Source organism: Kitasatospora sp. MAP5-34 (assembly GCF_029894335.1).
GTDB lineage: Bacteria > Actinomycetota > Actinomycetes > Streptomycetales > Streptomycetaceae > Kitasatospora.
Genome location: NZ_JARXZC010000054.1, coordinates 15,601 through 35,928 on the forward strand (window position 1 = coordinate 15,601; position 20,328 = coordinate 35,928).

Below are 20,328 nucleotides of genomic sequence, written 5' to 3' on the forward strand. Positions count from 1 at the left end.
GGCTCGGGGGCCTAGACTTAACGCTCATGAGCAACGACCGCGACGCCCTGCTGGCGCAGATCAAGGACAAGGCCGTCGTGCACGGCAAGGTCACCCTCTCCTCCGGGCTGGAGGCCGACTACTACGTCGACCTGCGCCGCATCACGCTGGACGCCCAGGCCGCACCGCTGGTCGGCCGGGTCATGCTGGACGCCACCGCCGACCTGGACTACGACGCCGTGGGCGGTCTGACCCTGGGCGCCGACCCGGTGGCCACCTCGATGCTGCACGCCGCCGCCGCGCGCGGTCGCGAGCTGGACGCCTTCGTGGTCCGCAAGACCGGCAAGGCGCACGGGATGCAGCGCCGGATCGAGGGCCCGGACGTGAAGGGCCGCCGGGTGCTGGTCGTCGAGGACGTCTCCACCACCGGCGGCTCGCCGCTGACGGCCGTCGAGGCCCTGCGCGAGGCGGGCGCCGAGGTGGTCGGCGTCGCGGTGATCGTGGAGCGCGGCGCGGCCCCGGCGATCGAGAAGGCCGGTCTGGCGTACTACTCCGCGTACTCGCTGGAAGACCTCGACCTCGCCTGAGCAGCTCGTCCAGGGCTCTGAGACCTACGGCCGACGGCCGGTGTTTCACGTGAAACAACGTGAAGCACCGGCCGTCGGCCGTTCCGTCGGGCGGAGCCCGGTGCTGCGGCTCAGCCCTTGCGGTGCCGGCCGCCCGCGACCGGGTCGCCGGACTCGCCTGGGCCGGCGGCGGCGTCGGCGGCCTTCTTCTTCTTGCGCTCGCGCATCACCTCGACCAGGATCGGCGAGATCGAGATCAGGATGATCAGCGCCATCGCCGGGATCAGGTACTTGTCGATCACCGGAGCCAGCCCGGCACCGGCGAAGTAGCCGATCAGCAGCATCGACTCGGTCCAGAGGATGCCGCCGATCGCGTTCCAGACGAAGAAGGTCCGGGCGGGCATCTCCAGGGTGCCGGCGACCGGGTTGAGGAAGGTCCGGACGATCGGGATGAACCGGGCCATCAGCACGGCCTTGGCCGGGCCGAACTTGTCGAAGTACTCCTCGGCCTTGAGTACGTACTCCCGCTTGAAGATCTTCGACTCCGGCTTGTCGAAGAGCCGTGGTCCGGCCTTCGCGCCGATCAGGTGGCCGAGCTGCGCCCCCGCGATCGCGCAGACCGGCGCGCCGATCAGCAGGACCGCGATCGGCAGCTTGGCCCCCGTCCCGAGCACCGAGGACGCGGCGCTCGACGCACCCACGCCCGCCAGGATCAGCAGTGAGTCACCGGGAAAGAAGAACCCGATCAGCAGACCGGTCTCGGCGAAGATGATCGCAAGCAGTCCGATGGCGCCCACCGACGAGATCAGCGCCTTGGCGTCGAGCACGTTGACCGCGAGTTCGTTGTAGTTCACGGCCGCAGGATAGCGCTCCGGCCTTTCCGGAGGCCTAACGGAAGAGCCGGAGCGGGCCGGGGCTGCCCTGGTCCGTCTCAACTGGCGGGGCGCGGGGTGACCTCGGGAGACACGTCTGGGAAGATGGCCCCGGCGTCCGGTCCGTGGTCGCGGAACACCCTCATCTGTCCAACCGCGGCGGAAGCCTCGAACCCCGGTACCGACTGCTGTGCCGCAGCGCTGCGGCGACCGTCCGGTACCGACTGCAGCGCGGTACACAACTCACGTACCGAAGGCGTACCGAGCGTCGGACAGGCCGTCCGTGCGCCGCACACCGACAGGAGCGGATTCGCATGCCCATCGCAACTCCCGAGGTCTACAACGAGATGCTGGACCGGGCCAAGGCGGGCAAGTTCGCCTACCCGGCCATCAACGTCACCTCGACGCAGACCCTGCACGCGGCCCTGCGCGGCTTCGCCGAGGCCGAGAGCGACGGCATCATCCAGATCTCCACCGGTGGTGCGGAGTTCCTGGGCGGCCAGCACAACAAGGACATGGTGACGGGCGCCGTCGCGCTCGCCGAGTTCGCGCACATCGTGGCCGCCAAGTACGACATCACCGTCGCGCTGCACACCGACCACTGCCCCAAGGACAAGCTGGACGGCTACGTCCGCCCGCTGCTCGCGATCTCCGCCGAGCGCGTGGCCAAGGGCCAGAACCCGCTGTTCCAGTCGCACATGTGGGACGGATCCGCCGAGACTCTGAACGACAACCTGTCGATCGCGCAGGAGCTGCTGGCCCAGGCCGCCGCCGCCAAGATCATCCTTGAGGTCGAGATCACCCCGACCGGTGGCGAGGAGGACGGCGTCTCGCACGAGATCAACGACGAGCTCTACACCACCGTCAACGACGTCGTCCGCACCGCCGAGGCGCTCGGCCTGGGCGAGAAGGGCCGCTACCTGCTGGCTGCCTCCTTCGGCAACGTGCACGGCGTCTACAAGCCGGGCAACGTCGTGCTGAAGCCGGAGCTGCTCCGCGAGCTGCAGGACGAGATCGGCAAGCAGTACGGCAAGAAGGACCCGTTCGACTTCGTCTTCCACGGCGGCTCGGGCTCCTCCGCCGAGGAGATCGCCACCGCGCTGGAGAACGGCGTCGTGAAGATGAACCTCGACACCGACACCCAGTACGCCTTCACCCGCCCGATCGCGGACCACATGTTCCGCAACTACGACGGTGTCCTGAAGGTCGACGGCGAGGTCGGCAAGAAGTCCACCTACGACCCGCGCACCTGGGGCAAGCTCGCCGAGGCCGGCATGGCCGCCCGCGTGGTCGAGGCCACCAGGAGCCTGCGCTCGGCCGGTACCCGGATCAAGTAGGCAGCGCCTGCGGTAGGTAGCCCGTAGAACGGAGCGAGCCCCCGGCGGTTGCCGGGGGCTCGCTCCGTTCTACGGGTCACTGCCCGCGAACCGGCTGCTGCTACTGCTTGAGCTCGGCGTAGGCCTCGGGGCTGCTGTCCTTCAGGAACTCCCAGCAGCGGTTCGCCTCCTCGGTCTCGTCGATCGCGGCGGCGGCGCGGGCGAGCCCGGCCAGGCAGCGGAGGAAGCCGCGGTTGGCGCGGTGGTCCCACGGCACCGGGCCGTGGCCCTTCCAGCCGCTGCGGCGCAGCGAGTCCAGGCCCCGGTGGTAGCCGGTGCGGGCGTAGGCGTACGACTCGACCACTCGACCGGCGTCGAACGCGTCGTCCGCGAGCATCGCCCAGGCCAGCGAGAACGTCGGGAACGCGGCGGCCACCTGGGTGGGCGACGCCGACTCCTCACCGAGCATCCGGTACGGCTGCTCTTCCTCCGGCAACAGGGTCGGCTCCGGGCCGCCGAGCAGGTTCTTGTAATTGGTCATACCGTGCAGTCTGCCACCAGCCGGCGAGCGGGCGAAATTACATACTGGGTATGTAGACACCTCGGGCGCTCCCGTGCAAAGGTGGATCGACGAGGTGGATCAGTTGAGCCCTCGTCACTTCTGTCGGGCTACCAGAGGGCATCCGTGGTGCGAGCAACTCCCGAGACCGAGAACCCCCCGGTCGGCAGCAGCGCCGAGCACCGGACCAGTTCGCGCGCCCGCTCGCACCGGCGTCTCGGCCTGGGAGCCGCCCTGGTCGGCGCGGCAGTACTGGTCGGCGGCGCGGCGATGCTGCTGACCGGCGACGCCCGGCCGCTCACCCGGTCCACCGTGCAGGCGCGGGCCGTACCGCCCCTACTGGAGGGCAACTTCACCACCGCCGCCGCCAACGGACCCGCCGTCGGCCAGGGCGACATCCGCCGCTACCGGGTGGAGACGGAGAACGGCATCGGCGTCGACCCGCAGCTCGCCGCCGCACAGATCCGCAACATCCTTGCCGACAAGCGCAGTTGGACGGCCGACGGCAAGGACGGCTTCCAGCTGGTCGCCGACGGCACGTACGACTTCACGGTCCGGATCGCCTCCCCCACGACGGTCGACCGGATCTGCGGCGCCGCCGGCCTGAAGACGGGCGGCGAGGTGAACTGCGACGTCGACAAGCAGGTGATGGTCAACGTCAAGCGCTGGACCACCGGTTCGCCGCAGTTCACCGGCACGATCGACGACTACCGGGCGCTGATCATCAACCACGAGGTCGGCCACCGCATCGGGCACGGACACGAAGGCTGCCCGGGCGCAGGCAAGTTGGCGCCCGCGATGATGCAGCAGATCTACGGCCTGAACGGCTGCCTGCCCAACGCCTGGCCCTACACCGCCGACGGCACGTACATCAGCGGGCCGCCCGCGCCGTAGGGTCCGGCCACCAGCTGCTCGGACCGACCGGCAAATGGTGGGCGGTCTCAGAAGTCCACGGCGGCGACACCGTCGGCGGTACCGAGCACCACGCGGCCCTCGGTCAGAGCCAGTGCCCAGACCTGGGTGCCGAGCCGGAGTTCGAGCAGCGGCTCCGGGCTGCCCACCAGACGGACCCGGGTCAGGCCGTCGGCCCAGGCGGCCGCGACCAGCAACCCGGCGGAGGTCTCGGCCGCCGCCACCGCGCCGACCAGCGGATCCCGCCGGTCGAACGGCTCGGCGGCGGCCTCGGAGCCGGGGCTCCAGAGCCGTACGGCGCCGTCCAGCCCGCCGCTCACAAGCACCGCCCTGCCCCTCGCGACCGCACCCCCCAGGGCCGTCACCGGCCCCCGGTGCAGGCGCTCACCGAGCACCGCGCCGTCCTGGTACCAGTGCACCGAGCCGGCCTCGTCCGCCACCGCCGGAGCCGCCGAAGGCAGCCCCGGCACGGCGTGCAGCACGCTCGGGGCCGCCTCGGCCGCGCCGCGCAGAGCCGCCGTCGCGACCGCCAGCGCCGCCGGGTCCACCCCGTCGGCGGCGAGCAGCTCGAGCTCACCCCAGGCGTCCAGCAGCACGACCTGACCGCCCGGCGTCACCGTCACCCCGCGCAGCGGCTTGGGGCCCGGCAGCTCGACCCCGGCCAGCGGGGTGCCGGTGGCCGCGTCGACGGTACGGATCGTGCCGCCCGGGTCGGCGAGCAGCAGCTGACCGTCGTACCGGCCCGCGCCGACCGCCAGGGCGGCGACCGGGCCCGGCCAGCCCGCCGAGGAGTCGGGCCAGAGCGCCCAGGCGGCGCGCCACGGCGCGGCGACGGTACCCAGCCGGGCGGCGGCCGCATCGTCCAGGCCGATCAGCCGGGTACGCAGCACGGCCGCCCGGACGGCCGGGTCCGGCTCGGCCACCAGCGCGGGACCCGCCGCCTCCCAGGCCGCCGTGACGGGACCCTCCAGACCCTCCAGCGCCGCCGTCACCGCGACCGGCCCGGCGTACGTGAGCAGCGTCGGCTCGGCCAGCAGCTGGGCGGCGCTCCCCTCCCGGACGGTGGCCGCCCAGAGCTCGGAGAGCAGCAGCTCCCCCGCACCCGCCGGGTCCGGCGCCCCCTCGGGCGTCCTCGGCACCAGCGCCGCCAGCTCGACCACGCCGCGCGCCGCCGGCCGCCCGGCCCGGCCGAGCGCCCGGCCCGGGCTCGGGTACGCGGTGGCGTCCGCGCCCTCGGTGGCACACCAGGCCTCGAAGCGGGCCTGGTCGGTCCACTGCGGCTGATCCAGGTCGAGCACGGCGGCTGCGGACACGGCGGTGAGGCCGAGCGCCTCGGGGCTGTCGTTCGGGGCCTCCACCACCAGCCGGACCTGCTCCAACCTCAGCAGCGGGTTGAGGAGTTGCTCGACCAGCCGGGCCGGATCGGCGGCCCGGTCGAGGCCGGGGACACAGATCACCGTACGCCCGGCGGTGTCGGCCAGCGCGGTCAGCAGGTCCCCCAAGCCACCGGCGGCGACGCCGAGTTGGTGCCCGAGCGTCCACAACGCGGCCCGGACGGTGATCCCCTCGGCCTGGAGCACGGCGTGCACCCGCTGCTCCTGGAAGCGGTACTCGGCCGCCCGGTCCTGCACCAGCCAGTCCAGCAGGTGGGTCTTGCCGGAGCCCGCCGAACCGGCGATCCGGCACAGGCGCGGCGAGCGGTCGTCGCCCAGCCACCCGAGCAACGCGGCCCCGGCCGGCCGCCGCCCGGCCCGCAGTGGCGGTATCCCGCGCACGTCCTTGTTCATACTTCTGCTCCCCCATGTCCTGATGCCCACCGACCGCCAGAAAGCTTAGACCGACCGGCAAACGGTGGGCGGCGGCTCACCCCAACACCGGCAGGTACCCCGAGAGGTCGCTGCGCTCCCCGCTCGCGGAGACCGCCGCGTCCTCGACCTCCGTCGCCCAGTCGGTCCGCCCGGTGGCGAGGCGGATCCAGCTGAGCGGGTCGGTCTCGACCACGTTCGGCGGGGTGCCCCGGGTGTGCCTGGGGCCGGGTACGGCCTGTACCACCGCGAACGGCGGGATGCGCAACTCGACTGCTCCGCCCGGCACTTGGTCGGCGAAGGCGTCGGCGAGCAGCCGGGTGACGGCGGCCAGCGCCTGCCGCTCGTGCGGGAAGTCGGCGAGCCCGAGCGCGTCGGCCAGGTCGTCCGCGTGCACCACGGTCTCGACCAGCCGGGTGACCAGGAAGTCGGCGAGCAGCATGGAACCGAGCCGGATCTCGAACCGCCGCCCCGCCTCCAGCACCTCCGGCCCGGCCAGCACCGCGAGCAGCGCGTCCACCTCACCGTCGAACGCGGCCGCCACCTCGCCCGGGCTGCCGGCGAAAACCTCGCCCGCGTGCTCCCGGGTCGCACTGTCCAGCAGCGGCGCCACCGCCGCGACCCCGGAGGCCCACTGCGAGAGGCTCAACGCGGCCCGCCCGGCGAGGGGTTCACCGAGATGCCGGGGCAGCCAGCCGATCTGCAGGGCCAGGTGCGCGACCAGCTCACGTACGGTCCACTCCCCCAGCCGGGTCGGCCGCGCCAGCAGCGTCGAAGCGTCAGGGTCGCCGCACAGGCTGCGGACGGCGCCGCGCAGCGCCTCGGCCTGCCGGGCGAGCGCGGTCCGCACCTTGGCGGGGTCGTACGTACGAGGCTTCGGTGGCATGTGGCGAGGCTAACGCGAAGGGCGGCCCGTGCGGGTGCACGGACCGCCCTTCAAGACCTGCGATCAGGCGAGCAGGGCCTCGATGACGCCGGTGTGGGCGTCCTTCAGCTCGGCCAGCGAGACGGTGAACTGGCCCTGGAGCTCCAGGACATCGCCGTCCACCACGCCGATCCGGGTGGCCGGCAGGCCACGCGCGCCGCACATGTCGTTGAACCGGAGCTCCTCGCTGCGCGGGATCGACACGATGGCGCGCCCGGCGGACTCGGAGAACAGGTAGACGAACGGGTCCAGACCCTCGGGCACGATCAGCCGCGCGCCCTGGCCGCCCTTGAGGCAGCTCTCCACGATCGCCTGGGCCAGGCCGCCGTCGGAGAGGTCGTGCGCCGCGTCGATCATGCCGTCGCGCGAGGCGGCGATCAGGATCTCACCGAGCAGCCGCTCGCGCTCCAGGTCGACCTTGGGCGGCAGGCCGCCGAGGTGGTCGTGCGCGACCTGGGTCCAGGCCGAGCCGCCCAGCTCGTCGGCGGTGTCGCCGAGCAGGTAGACCAGCTGGCCCTCCTCGGCGAAGCCGATCGGGGTCCGGCGGGTGACGTCGTCGATGACGCCGAGCACCGCGACCACAGGGGTCGGGTGGATGGCGACGTCGCCGGTCTGGTTGTAGAGCGAGACGTTGCCGCCGGTCACCGGGGTGCCCAGGATCTGGCAGGCGTCGGCGAGACCACGGGTGGCCTCGGCGAACTGCCACATCACGTCCGGGTCCTCGGGGGAGCCGAAGTTGAGGCAGTCCGAGATGGCGAGCGGCTTGGCACCACCGGCGGCGACGTTGCGGTACGCCTCCGAGAGGGCCAGCTGGGCACCGGTGTACGGGTCCAGCTTGGCGTAGCGGCCGTTGCCGTCGGTGGCGACCGAGACGCCGAGGTTGGTCTCCTCGTCGATCCGGATCATGCCGGAGTCCTCGGGGGACGCCAGCACGGTGTTGCCGATGACGTACCGGTCGTACTGGTCGGTGATCCAGGACTTCGAGGCCTGGTTCGGGGAGGAGACCAGCTGCAGCAGCGCGGCCTTCAGCTCCTCGCCGCTCCCGGGGCGCTTCAGGCGGTCCGCCGTGGGGGCGTCGGCCTGCAGCGCGTCCTGCCAACTCGGCCGGGCGTACGGGCGGTTGTACTGCGGGCCGTCGTGCGCGACCGAGCGCGGCGGCACGTCGACGACCTGCTCGCCGTGCCAGAAGATCTCCAGCCGCTCGCCCTCGGTCACCTCACCGATCACGGTGGCGATGACGTCCCACTTCTCGCAGATCTCCAGGAAGCGGTCGACCTTGCCGGGCTCGACGATCGCGCACATCCGCTCCTGCGACTCGCTCATCAGGATCTCCTCGGGGGAGAGCGACGAGTCGCGCAGCGGCACGGTGTCCAGGTCGACCCGCATGCCACCCGAGCCGGCCGAGGCCAACTCGCTGGTGGCGCAGGACAGTCCGGCGCCGCCGAGGTCCTGGATGCCGAGCACGAGCTTCTCGGAGAAGATCTCCAAGGTGCACTCGATGAGCAGCTTCTCCTGGAACGGGTCACCGACCTGGACGGCCGGGCGCTTGGCCGGGCCGGTCGCGTCGAAGGTCTCCGAGGCGAGCACGGAGACGCCGCCGATGCCGTCGCCGCCGGTGCGGGCGCCGTACAGGATGACCTTGTTGCCCGCGCCGGACGCCTGCGCGAGGTGGATGTCCTCGTGCTTCATCACGCCGATGCAGAGCGCGTTGACCAGCGGGTTGCCCTGGTAGCAGGAGTCGAAGACGACCTCGCCGCCGATGTTCGGCAGGCCCAGGCAGTTGCCGTAGCCACCAATGCCCGCAACGATCCCGGGCAGCACGCGCCGGGTGTCGGGGTGGTCGGCCGCACCGAAGCGCAGCGGGTCCATCACGGCGACCGGACGGGCGCCCATTGCCAGGATGTCGCGGACGATGCCGCCGATCCCGGTGGCCGCGCCCTGGTAGGGCTCGATGTACGACGGGTGGTTGTGCGACTCGACCTTGAAGGTCACCGCGTAACCCTGGCCGACGTCCACCACGCCCGCGTTCTCACCGATGCCGACGAGCATGGCGTCGTTGGCCGGGGCCTTCTCGCCGAACTGCTTGAGGTGCACCTTGGAGCTCTTGTACGAGCAGTGCTCCGACCACATGACCGAGTACATCGCGAGCTCGGCGCCGGTGGGGCGACGGCCGAGAATCTCGCGGATCTTCGCGTACTCGTCTTCCTTGAGCCCGAGTTCGGCCCAGGGCTGCGCGGAGTCCGGGGTCTGCTCGGCGTTCTTGACGGTATCGAGGCTCATCAGGCGTTCACCAGCTGCTTCAGAACGGAGGTGAAGAAGCCCAGGCCCTCGGTGGTCGGACCGGTGAGCGGCTCCACGGCGTGCTCGGGGTGCGGCATCAGGCCGACGACATTGCCGGCGGCGTTGGTGATACCGGCGATGTCGCGGTACGAACCGTTCGGGTTCAGATCCAGGTAGCGCGCCACCACCCGTCCCTCGGCCTCGAGTTCGTCGAGGACGTGCGCGTCGGCGACGAAGCGGCCCTCGCCGTTCTTGAGCGGGACGACGATTTCCTGGCCGGCCGAGTAATCGGTCGTCCAGGCCGTGGTGGCGTTCTCGATCCGCAGCTTCTGGTCGCGGCAGACGAAGTGCAGCGAGTCGTTGCGGGTGAGCGCACCGGGCAGCAGGTGCGATTCGCAGAGCACCTGGAAGCCGTTGCAGATACCCAGGACGGGCATTCCCAGCTTGGCCTGCTCGATGATGGTGGCCATCACCGGCGAGAAGCGGGAGATGGCACCGCAGCGCAGATAGTCACCGTACGAGAATCCGCCCGGCAGGACGACGGCGTCGACCTGGTGGAGATCCTTGTCACGGTGCCAGAGCGCAACCGGCTCGGCACCGGCCAGCCGGACCGCACGCTGTGCGTCCCGGTCGTCGAGGGAGCCGGGGAAAGTGACGACGCCTACGCGGGTGGTCACTTCCCCTCCTCCTCGACTCGGACGGTGAAGTCCTCGATCACGGTGTTGGCGAGGAAGGTCTCGGCGGCCTCGCGGATCCGGGCGAGGGCGGCGTCATCGACCGGCCCCTCCAGCTCCAGCTCGAAACGCTTTCCCTGGCGGACATCGGCGATCCCGGCGAACCCGAGACGCGGCAGCGCTCGCTGCACCGCCTGTCCCTGGGGGTCGAGGATCTCCGGCTTGAGCATGACGTCGACTACGACGCGTGCCACTGGCACTCCCGATGGTGTGGTGCGTGAAGGCGGGGGACCTTCAGACTACCGGGGCTTTCGGGCGAGTTTGCGAGCCGGTCGAGGCGACGCGCGTAGACCCTTACCCCTTACGTACCAAGGGTTCCACCCTTCTCCGACATCCCGTCCATGCCCGGTTTCGCCGGTCCTAATCCTTGGTCCGGACCAGCAGCGAGAACGCCCGAATACCGGCACACCGGACATGTCGACCATCGGTATCCCGGTCTCAAATCAGCCGCCGGGCCGCCGACGGGTGAAGCATCGTGAATATCCGGAAAAAGAAAGCATGAGGCCCTTCGATTTCAACCCGCTTTTGGTGCAGAATAGGGCGACCGGCAGCGGAGAGTGCTGCGTATCGGCATGGCCCGGAGCCTGCCCGGATGCGCTTTCGCCGCCGGTGAACAGGGCCGGCGAGCGCACCCCGCACCCGATGGCCGAATTGCCCGAGAGGATTGACACCCATGGCTCAGCGTGTAGTTGTCACGCTCTCCGACGACCTGGACGGCGGCACCGCCGCGGAAACCGTCCACTTCGGCGTCGACGGGAAGTCGTACGAGATCGACCTGTCCCTGGACAACGCGGAAAAGCTGCGGGAGGCCCTCGCCCCGTTCGTCGCGGCCGGACGCCGCCAGAGCCGCAGCGGAAAGTCCTTCCGCCGGACCGCACTCACCCCGGACCCGGCGGCCGTCCGCGCCTGGGCCCAGTCCCACGGCATGGAGCTGCCGGCCCGTGGCCGGATCCCCAAGCACGTCTACGAGGCGTTCGCGGACGCCAACTGACCTGCGCGGACGGCTCGTCGCCCCACCCCGGAGGTCTCCGGACCAAAGGGTGGGGCGACCACTCCGATCGATGGGGTAGAGTATTTCTCGTCGCCACAACGGGAAACCGAAGAGGCGGCCGGTGCCCAACAAGCACCGTGCGGACGTGGCTCAGTTGGTAGAGCATCACCTTGCCAAGGTGAGGGTCGCGAGTTCGAATCTCGTCGTCCGCTCGCAGTACGGATAACTCAATAGATCATGCGGACGTGGCTCAGTTGGTAGAGCATCACCTTGCCAAGGTGAGGGTCGCGAGTTCGAATCTCGTCGTCCGCTCCAGTCACGAAGGGCCCCCTCTCGCGAGGGGGCCCTTCGTCGTTCCGCCCTGCTGTTGTTCCGTCCCGCTGTCGTTACGTCCCCCGTGGTCCCGCCCCGCTGTCGGGCCATGACAGTCGGGCCATGACATTTGTCACCGCCCACCGATGGATCCACACCGGGCATCGATGATCCCGCGCACTGCCCCCGCCGCCCGCCCGGCGGAAGGCTTGATTCCATGGACACCAGCCACACCGAGCCTCCCGCGAGGTCATCCGCCATCGAGGCACCCGCCATCGAGGTACTCGGCCTGCACCGCCGCTACGGCCCGGCCGGCACCGTCGGCTTCGACGCCGTCCGGGGTCTGGACCTCACCGTCCACCGGGGTGAACTCTTCGCGCTGCTCGGCACCAACGGGGCCGGCAAGACCTCCGCCGTGGAAGTGATCGAGGGCCTGGCCGCCCCGACGTCCGGGCAGGTCCGGGTACTCGGCCTGGACCCCCGGCGCGACCGGGCCGCAGTGCGCCCCCGGATCGGGATCATGCTTCAGGAGGGCGGCTTCCCCGGCGACCTCACCGTCGCCGAGACCGGCCGCACCTGGGCGTCCGTCACCAGCGGCGCCCGCCCGGTGGACGAGGCACTCGACCTGGTCGGCCTGCTCGACCGGCGCGGCGTACGGGTCAAACAGCTCTCCGGCGGCGAACGGCGACGCCTGGACCTCGCGATGGCCCTGCTCGGCCGCCCCGAGGTGCTCTTCCTGGACGAGCCCAGTACCGGCCTCGACCCCGAGGCCCGCGCCGCGACCTGGCGGTTGGTCCGCGAACTCCGCGCCCAGGGCACCACCGTGCTGCTCACCACCCACTACCTGGAGGAGGCCGAGCAGCTCGCCGACCGGCTGGCGATCATGCATCGCGGCCGGGTGGTGACCAGCGGCACCGTCACCGAGGTGATCGCCGGGCGCCCGGCCAGGATCACCTTCGACCTGCCCGAGCGCAGCGGCCGGTTCGAATCCCTGGGCCTGCCGGCACTGCCCGAGGCCCAGGTCACCGCCGACGGCCGCCGGATCACCGTGCAGACGCCCCGGCTGCAGTCCACCCTCACCGACCTGCTCGGCTGGGCGGCTCACCAGGAGGTCACCCTCGGCTCACTGGACGCCCGTAGCGCCTCGCTCGAGGAGGCCTTCCTCGCGATCGCCGCCTCGGCGACCGCCGACACCACCGACCCCCTCCCCGCACTGATCGGATCCGCCCGATGACCACCGCCAACGGCCGCCTGCTCGCCCTGGGACGGGCCGAGACCACCCTGCTGCTGCGCAACCGCACCGCGCTGTTCATGGCCGTCGCGATGCCGCTCTGCATGGTCGCCGGTCTGCGCGGCCTGCTGAAGGCCCAGGCCGCGCAGCTCCCCGGGATCGATCTGAACGCCGCACTGGTGCTCAACGTGACCGGGATCACCCTGCTCTTCGTCGTCTACTACAACCTGACCGCCGCCTATGTCGCCCGGCGCGGCGAGTTGGTGCTCAAGCGGATGCGGACCGGCGAGCTGAGCGACGGGGAGATCCTGGCCGGTACCGCCCTGCCCTCGGTCCTGCTGGCGCTCGTCCAGAGCGTGCTGGTCGCGGGCGCGACCGGGGTCCTGCTCAACCTGTCGGCCCCGGCGAACCCGCTGCTGTCGGTGGCCGGGCTGGCGCTCGCGATCGCCGTACTGGTCCCACTGGCCGCACTGTCCAGTGCCTTCACCCGCACCGTGGAGACCGCCGGCATCACCACCCTGCCGGTGCTGCTGCTGACGATGGCCGGCTCGGGACTGCTCGTCCCGTACTCGGTCATGCCCGAGTGGCTGGCCATCGGCTGCCGGCTGCTGCCCACCAGCTCCGCCTTCCAGGTGCTGCGGATCGGCTGGCTCGGCACCGACGGCACAGCCCCGGTCACCGGCTTCGGCGGTACCTGGGCGCCCGCCCTGCCGTACCTGGCGGGGGGCGTCGCCTGGGCCCTGGCCACAGCCTGGGCCGCCCGCCGGTGGTTCCGCTGGGAGCCACGCCGCTAGAACTGTCTGATAGGAAGACGATCGACAAGCTCGAAGCAGGCGGAGGGGAACGACGTGGGGGTCAAGGGGCCGGTCAAGCGCTGGCGGGGCCTGGCGAAGCCGCAACGGATCGAGGCCTACAACCGCTGGTCGATGTACGTCCTCACGGTGGTCGGACCATTCGGGCTCCTCCCCCTGCTGGCCAAGGCCCTGGCGCACAGCCGGTCGTGGGTCCTACCGGCGCTGGTGGCGGCCCTGCTGCTGAACTCGGCCGTGTCCGTCGTGCTGTTCCGCACCGGTATCGCCCACTACCTCGGGCGCCGCAGCAGGCCGACCGGCTGGCTGGCCGCCGGCTCCGCCGTGACCCTTGCCGTCGTCTGGGGCAGCCTGCTGCTCGGTCCGCACAAGGCCGGCTCCCCGCCGGCCACCGCGATCCCGGCCGCCCTGCTGCTCCTCCTCTGGTTCGCCTCCGCAGGTGTGGTCATGCCGCCTCGGTACACGGCACTGACCGGCGCGGCGCTCCTGGCCCTCGCCTACCCGCCGCTGGCCATCGCCTGCGAGTCCGGCGGGACCGCCCTGGGCATCCTGACCAGCAGCCTGTTCGGGTACATGTCGGCCGCCGCCAGCTGCCGCTGCTCGGTCTGGATGACCAGCGTGGCCTGGGAGCTGGACACCGCGCGGGAGGCACAGTCCCGGCTGGCAGTCGCGGAGGAACGACTCCGCTTCTCCCGGGATCTGCACGACGTGCTGGGCCGCAACCTCACCACCATCGCGCTCAAGAGCGAACTCGCCGCCCAACTCGCCCGCAGGGGCCGCCCGGAGGCCGTCGACCAGATGACCGAGGTGCAACGGATCGCCCAGGAGTCGCACCGCGAGGTCCGCGAGGTGGTGCGCGGCTACCGCACCGCCGATCTACCGGCCGAAGTGGCCGGCGCGCGCTCGGTGCTGCGCGCCGCCGATGTCGTCTGCGAGATCGACCTGGGCCCGGACGGGACGGAACTGCCGCCCGCCGTCCAGTCGGTGTTCGGCTGGGTGGTGCGCGAGGCGACCACCAATGTGCTGCGGCACAGCGAGGCCAGGCACTGTTCGGTCAGCCTCCGGCTCTCGGCTGACCGCGCGGTGCTGGAGGTGACGAACGACGGCGTCCCGACCGACCGGGCTTCCCGCACAAGCGGCAGCGGCCTGGCCGGACTCCGCGAACGTCTCGCCGCCCACGGGGGTGAGCTGGCCTTCCCCCGGGCCGCGCCGGGCAGCTTCCGGCTGACCGCCGCACTCCCGCTGACCGCCACCGCTCTGGAGCCGTCCACCTCATGACCGAGCCGACCGAGCCGACCGACCTTACCGCCCAGCCCGGGCCGCCCGGGCCCGTACGCCTGCTGCTGGCCGACGACGAGCACCTGATCCGTGGCGCGCTGGCCGCGCTGCTGGCGCTCGAGGAGGACCTCGCCGTGGTCGCCCAGGCCGCCTCCGGCCCCGAGGCGCTGGCGATGGCCAAGGCCCACCAGCCCGACATCGCGGTGCTGGATCTGCAGATGCCCGGTCTGGACGGCATCGAGGTGGCAGCGGAGCTGCGCCGGCTGCTACCGGGCTGCCGCACGATGATCGTGACCGGCCACGGCCGCCCGGGCTATCTCAAGCGGGCGCTGGAGGTCGGCGTGCGGGGCTTCCTGCCGAAGACGGTCTCGGCGGCTGACCTGGCCGGGATCATCCGCACGGTCCACCGGGGCGGCCGCTACATCGACCCGGAGCTCGCGGCGGACGCGATCAGCTCCGGCGACAGCCCCCTGACACCGCGTGAGACGGACGTCCTGGAGCTCGCCGCACACGGCACCTCGATCGCCGAGATCGCCGACCGGGCCGCGCTCTCCGCAGGGACCGTCCGCAACTACCTGTCCTCGGCGGCGGGCAAGCTCGGCGCCGAGAACCGCCACGCGGCGGTCCGGGTGGCGCGCGAGCACGGCTGGATCTGAGCGCCCGGAGTCGCGGAGAGCCGCTTGGGACGGGAGGACGCACATTGTCGCGCTCCCCTCCCAAGCGGCTCCCGCGCCTCTGCCGGGGACCCGTTACACCCAGTCCGTGCCGGTCAGCCGCTCGTAGGCCTCGATGTACTTGGCCTGGACGCGCTCGACGACCTCGGCGGGCAGCGCGGGCGGCGGCAGCTCGCCCTTGGGGTCCCAGCCGGACTCGGGGGAGGTCAGCCAGTCGCGGATGAACTGCTTGTCGAAGGAGGGCTGGGCATGGCCCGGCTCCCACTGGTCGGCCGGCCAGAAACGCGACGAGTCGGGGGTGAGCACCTCGTCGCCGATCACCAGCTCGCCGTCCAGCAGGCCGAACTCGAACTTGGTGTCGGCCAGGATGATGCCGCGCTCGCGGGCGATGTCCCGGGCCCGGGAGTACACCTGCAGCGTGGTCTGGCGCAGCGTGGTGGCCAGCTCGGCGCCGATCCGGCGGGCGGTCTCCTCGTACGAGACGTTCTCGTCGTGCTCGCCGACCTCGGCCTTGAGAGCGGGCGTGTAGATCGGGGCGGGCAGCTCGGAGCCGTCCTCCAGGCCCTCGGGCAGCGCGATACCGCAGACCGTACGGTCCCGGCGGTACTCCACCAGGCCGGAGCCGGTCAGGTAGCCACGGGCCACGCACTCGACCGGGGCCATCTCCAGGCTGCGGCAGATCAGCGTGCGGCCCTTCCAGTCGGCGGGGGCGCCGGCCGGGACCTCGGTGGAGATCACGTGGTTGGGCACGATGTCGGCGATCCGCTCGAACCACCACAGCGAGAGCTGGGTGAGGATCCGGCCCTTGTCGGGGATCTCGTTGGGCAGTACCCAGTCGAAGGCGGAGGTCCGGTCGCTGGCGACCATCACCAGCCCGCCCGACTCGTTGCGGTAGAGGTCCCGCACCTTGCCGGTGTGCAGGTGGACCAGGCCGGGCACCTGGACCGGCTCGGGCTTGATGACAAATCCGCTCAAGGTCGTCTCAGTCCTCAGGTGTGATTCGCGCGTCGGCACGCCGCGAAGTGGGGAGGTCACTGGCCCCGAGTCTTTCACGGACGCCTTCTCCTGCTCGCCCAAGGGCGCGCTCGGACCCGGCGCCGACGCACGGGGCGGCCCCACGCCCACCCCCGGTGGCGCGGGTGTCACCCGCCCTTGCAGAGGTGGTCGAGGAGGTTGGCGGTGGCGCGCTGGATGCGCTCGTCGGTGTGGCCGGGCCGGTCCAGGGCGGGCGACCAGGCGAAGGTGCCGGAGGCGAAGACGTACGCGCCGCTCGGGGCCCGGTAGAGCGAGGTCTCCTGGTGCCGGGGGCGGCCGTCGGCGTCACGGTAGGGCGAGTGGGCGAGCAGGATCCGTTCGGTGTGTTCGGCCAGGGCGACCTTCGGGTAGTAGTGGTCGGCCTCGCCGGCCACCAGGCCCGGCAGCCCGTCGCCGTCCCGCAGGCCGGTGCCCTCCCAGAGCCAGTGGCCGGTGTTGCGGGCCACCAGCGGGACGGGCGCGGGCACGCTCCCGCCGTACTGGACGCCGAGCAGCAACTGCTCGGGCTCGCCCGCGTCCCGCCAGAGCGCGCTGTGGCTGCCGGCCAGCCCGGCGGCCGAGTGGCCGACCGGGACGCGCTGGCGCTTGCGGCAGTTGAGCATCCGGTTCGGCTCACCGGACGGGCCCGGGGTCAGCTCGACCCGCCAGTACATGGTGTTGGCGGAGAGGAAGACCAGCGAGGTGCCGCCGTCCCTGGCCCGCTCGGCGGTCCGCCGCATCGGCTCGGACCAGTACTCGTCGTGGCCGGGGAAGATCAGAGCCTTGTGCCGGGCCGGCTCGACCAGCCCGGCGTGCAGGTCGGAGGCGGTGGCGTAGGCGAGGTCGTAGCCGTAGCGCTCGGCCCAGCGGATGAAGTCGTACGCGTGCCCGACGTGCAGCGGCAGCCCCGCCCCGGCGTGCGGGCGGTCGAAGGAGACCGTGACGGCGGCCTCCGGCTCACCGATCAACCGCCCCTGCCCGTCCCAGGCGTGGTAGAGGCTGGCGCCGCTCAGACCGTCCTCGGGAAACAGGTTGTACGCCTGCCAGGTGATGTCCGGCAGCACCAGCAGCAGCTCGGCCGGGTGCGTCCGGTGGTCGAAGTCCCGGACGGTGAACGGGATGTGGCTGCGGTGCAGGTTGTCCGACGTGGTGAGCACCGCGACGTACGCGCCCGGCCCCCAGTGCTGCGGGACGTGCAACCGCCAGGACTGCCACCAGTGATGGCAGGAGACCGTCCGCCCGACCACCAGCGGCGCGGCCTGCGCGAGGCCGGCGATCCGTGGGCTGGCCGTCATGTGGCGGGCGCCGTCGCCCCCGTAGTGCCCGATCCGGTAGACGTCCACGGTGAACTCGCGGGGCGGGTTCACCGTGACCCGGAAGTCCACCGCGCCACCCGGGCGGACCACCCCGGCGGAGGCGAACCCCTTGATCTGCTGGTCCACGTCGTCGGAGTTCCCCGGGGTGCCGGCCGGCGGCTTCCGGTGCGGCGCCGCCAGCGGCTGCTGGCCGGGCGCGTCCAGGCTGACGTACCAGGGCACCGCCCCCTCGGTACCGGCCACATAGTGGTCCGGGCTCCGCAACCAGGGCAGCGGGCCCTGGCCGAAGGGGTCGGAGACGCCGTGTGCCAGCGTCCCGGACTCCCAGCGGCGGTTGAGTTCCGTCCCCACGCGCCCCTCCCACAGTTCACGCGCCCGCCAATGGCATGTGCCATGCGGATGTGCGTGCGCTCCAGCACACCACAAGACGCTGGCGCTGCGTCACCCCACGGTAGCAACAAGTATTGTTGAAAATTGATTCGCTGTAACTTGCCGTAGTCGGCCAGTCGCAGCTCACACGCGCCCGGTCACAGTCTGACCGGCCGCTCCAGCCGGACCCCGGCCGCCTCCAGCCAGGCCCGCAGCGGAGCGTCCTTACCCTGTTCGACCGCCTGTGCCACCGCGATCGCCAGGTCGCTCCGGCGCACCCCGCCGATGAGCAGCACCGGCCCGTCGAGCCAGTCCAGCCCCGGCGTCGCGATGCCGGTGTCGAGCACCGCGCAACAGACCGTCGCGGCGACGTGCTCGACCAGCAGGTCGCGCCCGCTGCGCGCGGGTTGCAACGGGGGCGCGACCGGCGCGGTGCGCGCCAGGTGCGAGCTGAGTGCAACTGCCAACGGCTCGCCGTCACCGTCCGCGAGCCGGGCCAGCAGCCGGGTGAGCGTCGGACCGGCCGGGGTGCGGCTCCCGGGGCTGCTCCCCGGGCCGTCCAGGGCCGCCTGGAGGGCGGCGGCCTGGACCCGCCAGCCCCGGTCCGCCACCTGGGCCGGGTAGTCGTCCCAGTCCAGCTCCTGCCAGTCCCGGGCCGGACCCGGCGGATCGCCGAAGAACAGCTCGGCCGCGAGCAGCGAGACGGCGGCGTCCATCTCCCCCGGCTCCTCCAGCAGGTCGCAGGCCGGGCGGTCGCCGAGCCGGCTCTCGTACCCGTCGGCGAGCCGGTCGCGGCGGGACAGCTCGGTGAGGGCCGCCACCACGCCCGCGTCGAGGTGCGCCGGGTGCCGACCGAGCCGCCAGGCGGGCAGCGCGACCCTGGTCAGCAGCCGGTCCCACCCGGCGTAGGCGAGGCCGACCTGCTCCTGGGCGGCGATCCGCAGGCCGTAGTCGACCGCCTTCGCCTGGTCGGACGCCCAGCCCGCGACCGCCCGCTCCAGCTCGGCGGAGTGCTCCCGGCAGGCCGAGAGCAGGGTCCGGGTGACCCGGCCGACCAGCAGCCCGGCCGGGCCCCGGTGGGGCTCGCCGAGCGCGGCGTCCAGGCTGCGGACGAAGCGGCGGGCAGCGGCGATCTCCGGGTCGACGGCCGCCGCCGTACCGGCCACCACCGGCGCGAGCAGCGCGCGCAGCTCACCGGCCCGCATCCACCAGAGGAACGGCGAGCCGATCACCAGGACGGGCGCGGGCGGGTCCGCCGGGCGGCGGGCGAAGACGCCGAGGCGCGGATGGGCGTCCTCCAGCCAGCTGTCGCAGTCCGGGGTGAGCGCGATGGCGGCGGGGGCGGGCACCTCGAGGCGCTCCGCCAGCTCGTTGATCAGCCGGTACAGCTCGGGAGCGTCCGCCGGCTCCACCGGGACGGCCGGAGTCCGGGGTGGCACGGCTCTGGCGTGGGCCCGCGCCACCAGATAGGCGGCCAGCAGCGTGACCGCCGCGACCGCGCAGACCACCCATCGGACGGCGTCCCACCCCGCACTGTCGGCAGAGCCGGGCGCGCCGAGCCGGCCGGTGATCCGCCCGGCGAGCAGCACCACCGCGAGCGCGGCGGGCAGCGCGGCGACGGCCAGGGCGAGCCCTCGGACCCGCAGCACGGCCTGGGCACGTGCGCGGGCTGCGTCAACAGCTGCCATACGGCGCGGCACCCCCTTCGGAGCGCTCGAAGGCCGCTGGATCGCGAGCGGCCCCAGGAGCTGAGGTCGCTACGGTCCGGACGCCCGAGCCGACTCGAAATGATCAGTATCCGACCGGGAAACGGCGGCAGCCGACCCCGGTTGTGCTTCCTGCATGGCGCTTCTGACAGTTTTGACGCCCACCTGTGGGCGGGCGTTCCAGATCGCCACGGTTTCCACCCGTCCTGGTGACGACTCACGCATTCGGGACGCCCCAAGACCCGGGCGGGACCCGAGCACCGGCGCGGGGAGCAGCCCCCTCCGCACCGCCGTTCCCAGCATCCCCCCGGCGGAGCCGGGCCACCCGGCGGCGATCACCGTGGCGAGGCAGCCGCCACAGCGATCCAGCGCACCCTAAGGCCGTCGGCGGGACCGCGTCAGCCGGATGCCGACTCCATCACTCGAAGGGCTGGAATTCCTACCCCCGTACGGTGTGGCGGCTGGCCTTGGACGAGCGCCTCTGGTGACTCCGCCATTAGGCGCCCGGTCATACAAGAGGGGTGTGGGGGGGGGGGGGGGGGGGGCGGGGCCCCCCCCCCCCCCGGGGGGGGGGGGGGGGGGGCCCCGGGGGGGGGGGGGGGGGGGGGGGGGGGGGGGGGGGGGCCGGTCCGTGGTGTGTGCCGGTGCTGTGCCGGTCGAGAGTGCGAGGAGACTGACCG

General features: G+C 72.2%; 18 protein-coding genes and 2 tRNA genes. 10 read left to right on the forward strand and 10 right to left on the reverse strand.

The features are described from left to right. Positions 1-26: 26 nt before the first annotated feature. Positions 27-566 carry an orotate phosphoribosyltransferase gene (gene pyrE, locus P3T29_RS30005; protein ID WP_280719834.1) on the forward strand — a complete coding sequence of 180 codons (540 nt, stop codon included), beginning with the start codon at positions 27-29 and terminating at the stop codon, positions 564-566. Positions 567-676: 110 nt separating this feature from the next. Here pyrE and P3T29_RS30010 read toward each other — a convergent pair whose 3' ends face one another. Beyond that, the gene (locus tag P3T29_RS30010) at positions 677-1,399 is read right to left on the reverse strand and encodes a DedA family protein (RefSeq protein WP_280719835.1); all 723 of its coding nucleotides are present in this window, start codon (positions 1,397-1,399) and stop codon (positions 677-679) included. Between the two features lie 326 nt (positions 1,400-1,725). Between P3T29_RS30010 and fbaA the strand changes: the two genes are divergently transcribed. Further along, complete coding sequence (fbaA, locus tag P3T29_RS30015; RefSeq protein WP_280719849.1) at positions 1,726-2,754, forward strand: class II fructose-bisphosphate aldolase; 1,029 nt, start codon at positions 1,726-1,728, stop codon at positions 2,752-2,754. Between the two features lie 100 nt (positions 2,755-2,854). On the opposite strand, the gene P3T29_RS30020 is transcribed toward fbaA, so the two are convergent. Next, positions 2,855-3,274, reverse strand: a complete 420-nt coding sequence (locus tag P3T29_RS30020; protein ID WP_280719836.1) for a DUF3151 domain-containing protein — start codon at positions 3,272-3,274, stop codon at positions 2,855-2,857. A 147-nt stretch (positions 3,275-3,421) separates the two neighbouring features. Between P3T29_RS30020 and P3T29_RS30025 the strand changes: the two genes are divergently transcribed. Then, on the forward strand, positions 3,422-4,186 hold the full coding sequence (locus tag P3T29_RS30025) for a DUF3152 domain-containing protein (protein WP_280719837.1): 765 nt from the start codon (positions 3,422-3,424) through the stop codon (positions 4,184-4,186). 47 nt (positions 4,187-4,233) lie between these two features. Here P3T29_RS30025 and P3T29_RS30030 read toward each other — a convergent pair whose 3' ends face one another. The 5 genes from P3T29_RS30030 to purS all read right to left on the reverse strand — a co-directional run bounded on the left by P3T29_RS30030 (position 4,234) and on the right by purS (position 10,142). Further along, positions 4,234-5,991 (reverse strand): hypothetical protein, encoded by a 1,758-nt coding sequence (locus P3T29_RS30030; protein ID WP_280719838.1) that lies wholly within the window; start codon positions 5,989-5,991, stop codon positions 4,234-4,236. 76 nt (positions 5,992-6,067) lie between these two features. Then, the gene (locus P3T29_RS30035) at positions 6,068-6,895 is read right to left on the reverse strand and encodes a sterol carrier family protein (protein WP_280719839.1); all 828 of its coding nucleotides are present in this window, start codon (positions 6,893-6,895) and stop codon (positions 6,068-6,070) included. 63 nt (positions 6,896-6,958) lie between these two features. Further along, positions 6,959-9,214 (reverse strand): phosphoribosylformylglycinamidine synthase subunit PurL, encoded by a 2,256-nt coding sequence (gene purL, locus P3T29_RS30040; RefSeq protein ID WP_280719840.1) that lies wholly within the window; start codon positions 9,212-9,214, stop codon positions 6,959-6,961. Next, positions 9,214-9,891 carry a phosphoribosylformylglycinamidine synthase subunit PurQ gene (gene purQ / locus P3T29_RS30045; RefSeq protein ID WP_280719841.1) on the reverse strand — a complete coding sequence of 226 codons (678 nt, stop codon included), beginning with the start codon at positions 9,889-9,891 and terminating at the stop codon, positions 9,214-9,216. The genes purL and purQ overlap by 1 nt, the downstream gene beginning before the upstream one ends. Next, positions 9,888-10,142 (reverse strand): phosphoribosylformylglycinamidine synthase subunit PurS, encoded by a 255-nt coding sequence (purS, locus tag P3T29_RS30050; RefSeq protein WP_033250393.1) that lies wholly within the window; start codon positions 10,140-10,142, stop codon positions 9,888-9,890. The genes purQ and purS overlap by 4 nt, the downstream gene beginning before the upstream one ends. Before the next feature lie 479 nt (positions 10,143-10,621). On the opposite strand from purS, the gene P3T29_RS30055 reads away from it, so the two are divergent. The 7 genes from P3T29_RS30055 (at position 10,622) to P3T29_RS30085 (ending at position 15,225) form a co-directional block, all read left to right on the forward strand. After that, the gene (locus P3T29_RS30055) at positions 10,622-10,939 is read left to right on the forward strand and encodes an Lsr2 family protein (protein WP_104817179.1); all 318 of its coding nucleotides are present in this window, start codon (positions 10,622-10,624) and stop codon (positions 10,937-10,939) included. Between the two features lie 139 nt (positions 10,940-11,078). Further along, positions 11,079-11,151: transfer RNA gene (locus tag P3T29_RS30060), tRNA-Gly, on the forward strand. 27 nt (positions 11,152-11,178) lie between these two features. Then, positions 11,179-11,254 (forward strand) — tRNA-Gly (locus P3T29_RS30065). Positions 11,255-11,468: 214 nt separating this feature from the next. Next, the gene (locus P3T29_RS30070) at positions 11,469-12,485 is read left to right on the forward strand and encodes an ABC transporter ATP-binding protein (RefSeq protein ID WP_280719842.1); all 1,017 of its coding nucleotides are present in this window, start codon (positions 11,469-11,471) and stop codon (positions 12,483-12,485) included. Continuing rightward, the gene (locus P3T29_RS30075) at positions 12,482-13,276 is read left to right on the forward strand and encodes an ABC transporter permease (protein ID WP_280719843.1); all 795 of its coding nucleotides are present in this window, start codon (positions 12,482-12,484) and stop codon (positions 13,274-13,276) included. The genes P3T29_RS30070 and P3T29_RS30075 overlap by 4 nt, the downstream gene beginning before the upstream one ends. A gap of 54 nt (positions 13,277-13,330) precedes the next feature. Further along, positions 13,331-14,569, forward strand: coding sequence for a sensor histidine kinase (locus P3T29_RS30080; RefSeq protein WP_280719844.1), 1,239 nt, complete (start codon positions 13,331-13,333; stop codon positions 14,567-14,569). Continuing rightward, entirely contained in the window at positions 14,566-15,225 is a 660-nt protein-coding gene (locus tag P3T29_RS30085; protein WP_280719845.1) for a response regulator transcription factor, read from the forward strand. Before P3T29_RS30080 ends, P3T29_RS30085 begins: the two co-directional genes overlap by 4 nt. Before the next feature lie 93 nt (positions 15,226-15,318). Here P3T29_RS30085 and P3T29_RS30090 read toward each other — a convergent pair whose 3' ends face one another. The 3 genes from P3T29_RS30090 to P3T29_RS30100 form a co-directional block, all read right to left on the reverse strand. Further along, positions 15,319-16,218 carry a phosphoribosylaminoimidazolesuccinocarboxamide synthase gene (locus P3T29_RS30090; protein WP_280719846.1) on the reverse strand — a complete coding sequence of 300 codons (900 nt, stop codon included), beginning with the start codon at positions 16,216-16,218 and terminating at the stop codon, positions 15,319-15,321. Between the two features lie 167 nt (positions 16,219-16,385). Next, on the reverse strand, positions 16,386-17,924 hold the full coding sequence (locus tag P3T29_RS30095) for a N,N-dimethylformamidase beta subunit family domain-containing protein (RefSeq protein WP_280719847.1): 1,539 nt from the start codon (positions 17,922-17,924) through the stop codon (positions 16,386-16,388). Positions 17,925-18,100: 176 nt separating this feature from the next. Next, on the reverse strand, positions 18,101-19,630 hold the full coding sequence (locus P3T29_RS30100; protein ID WP_280719848.1) for a hypothetical protein: 1,530 nt from the start codon (positions 19,628-19,630) through the stop codon (positions 18,101-18,103). Positions 19,631-20,328: the final 698 nt, after the last annotated feature.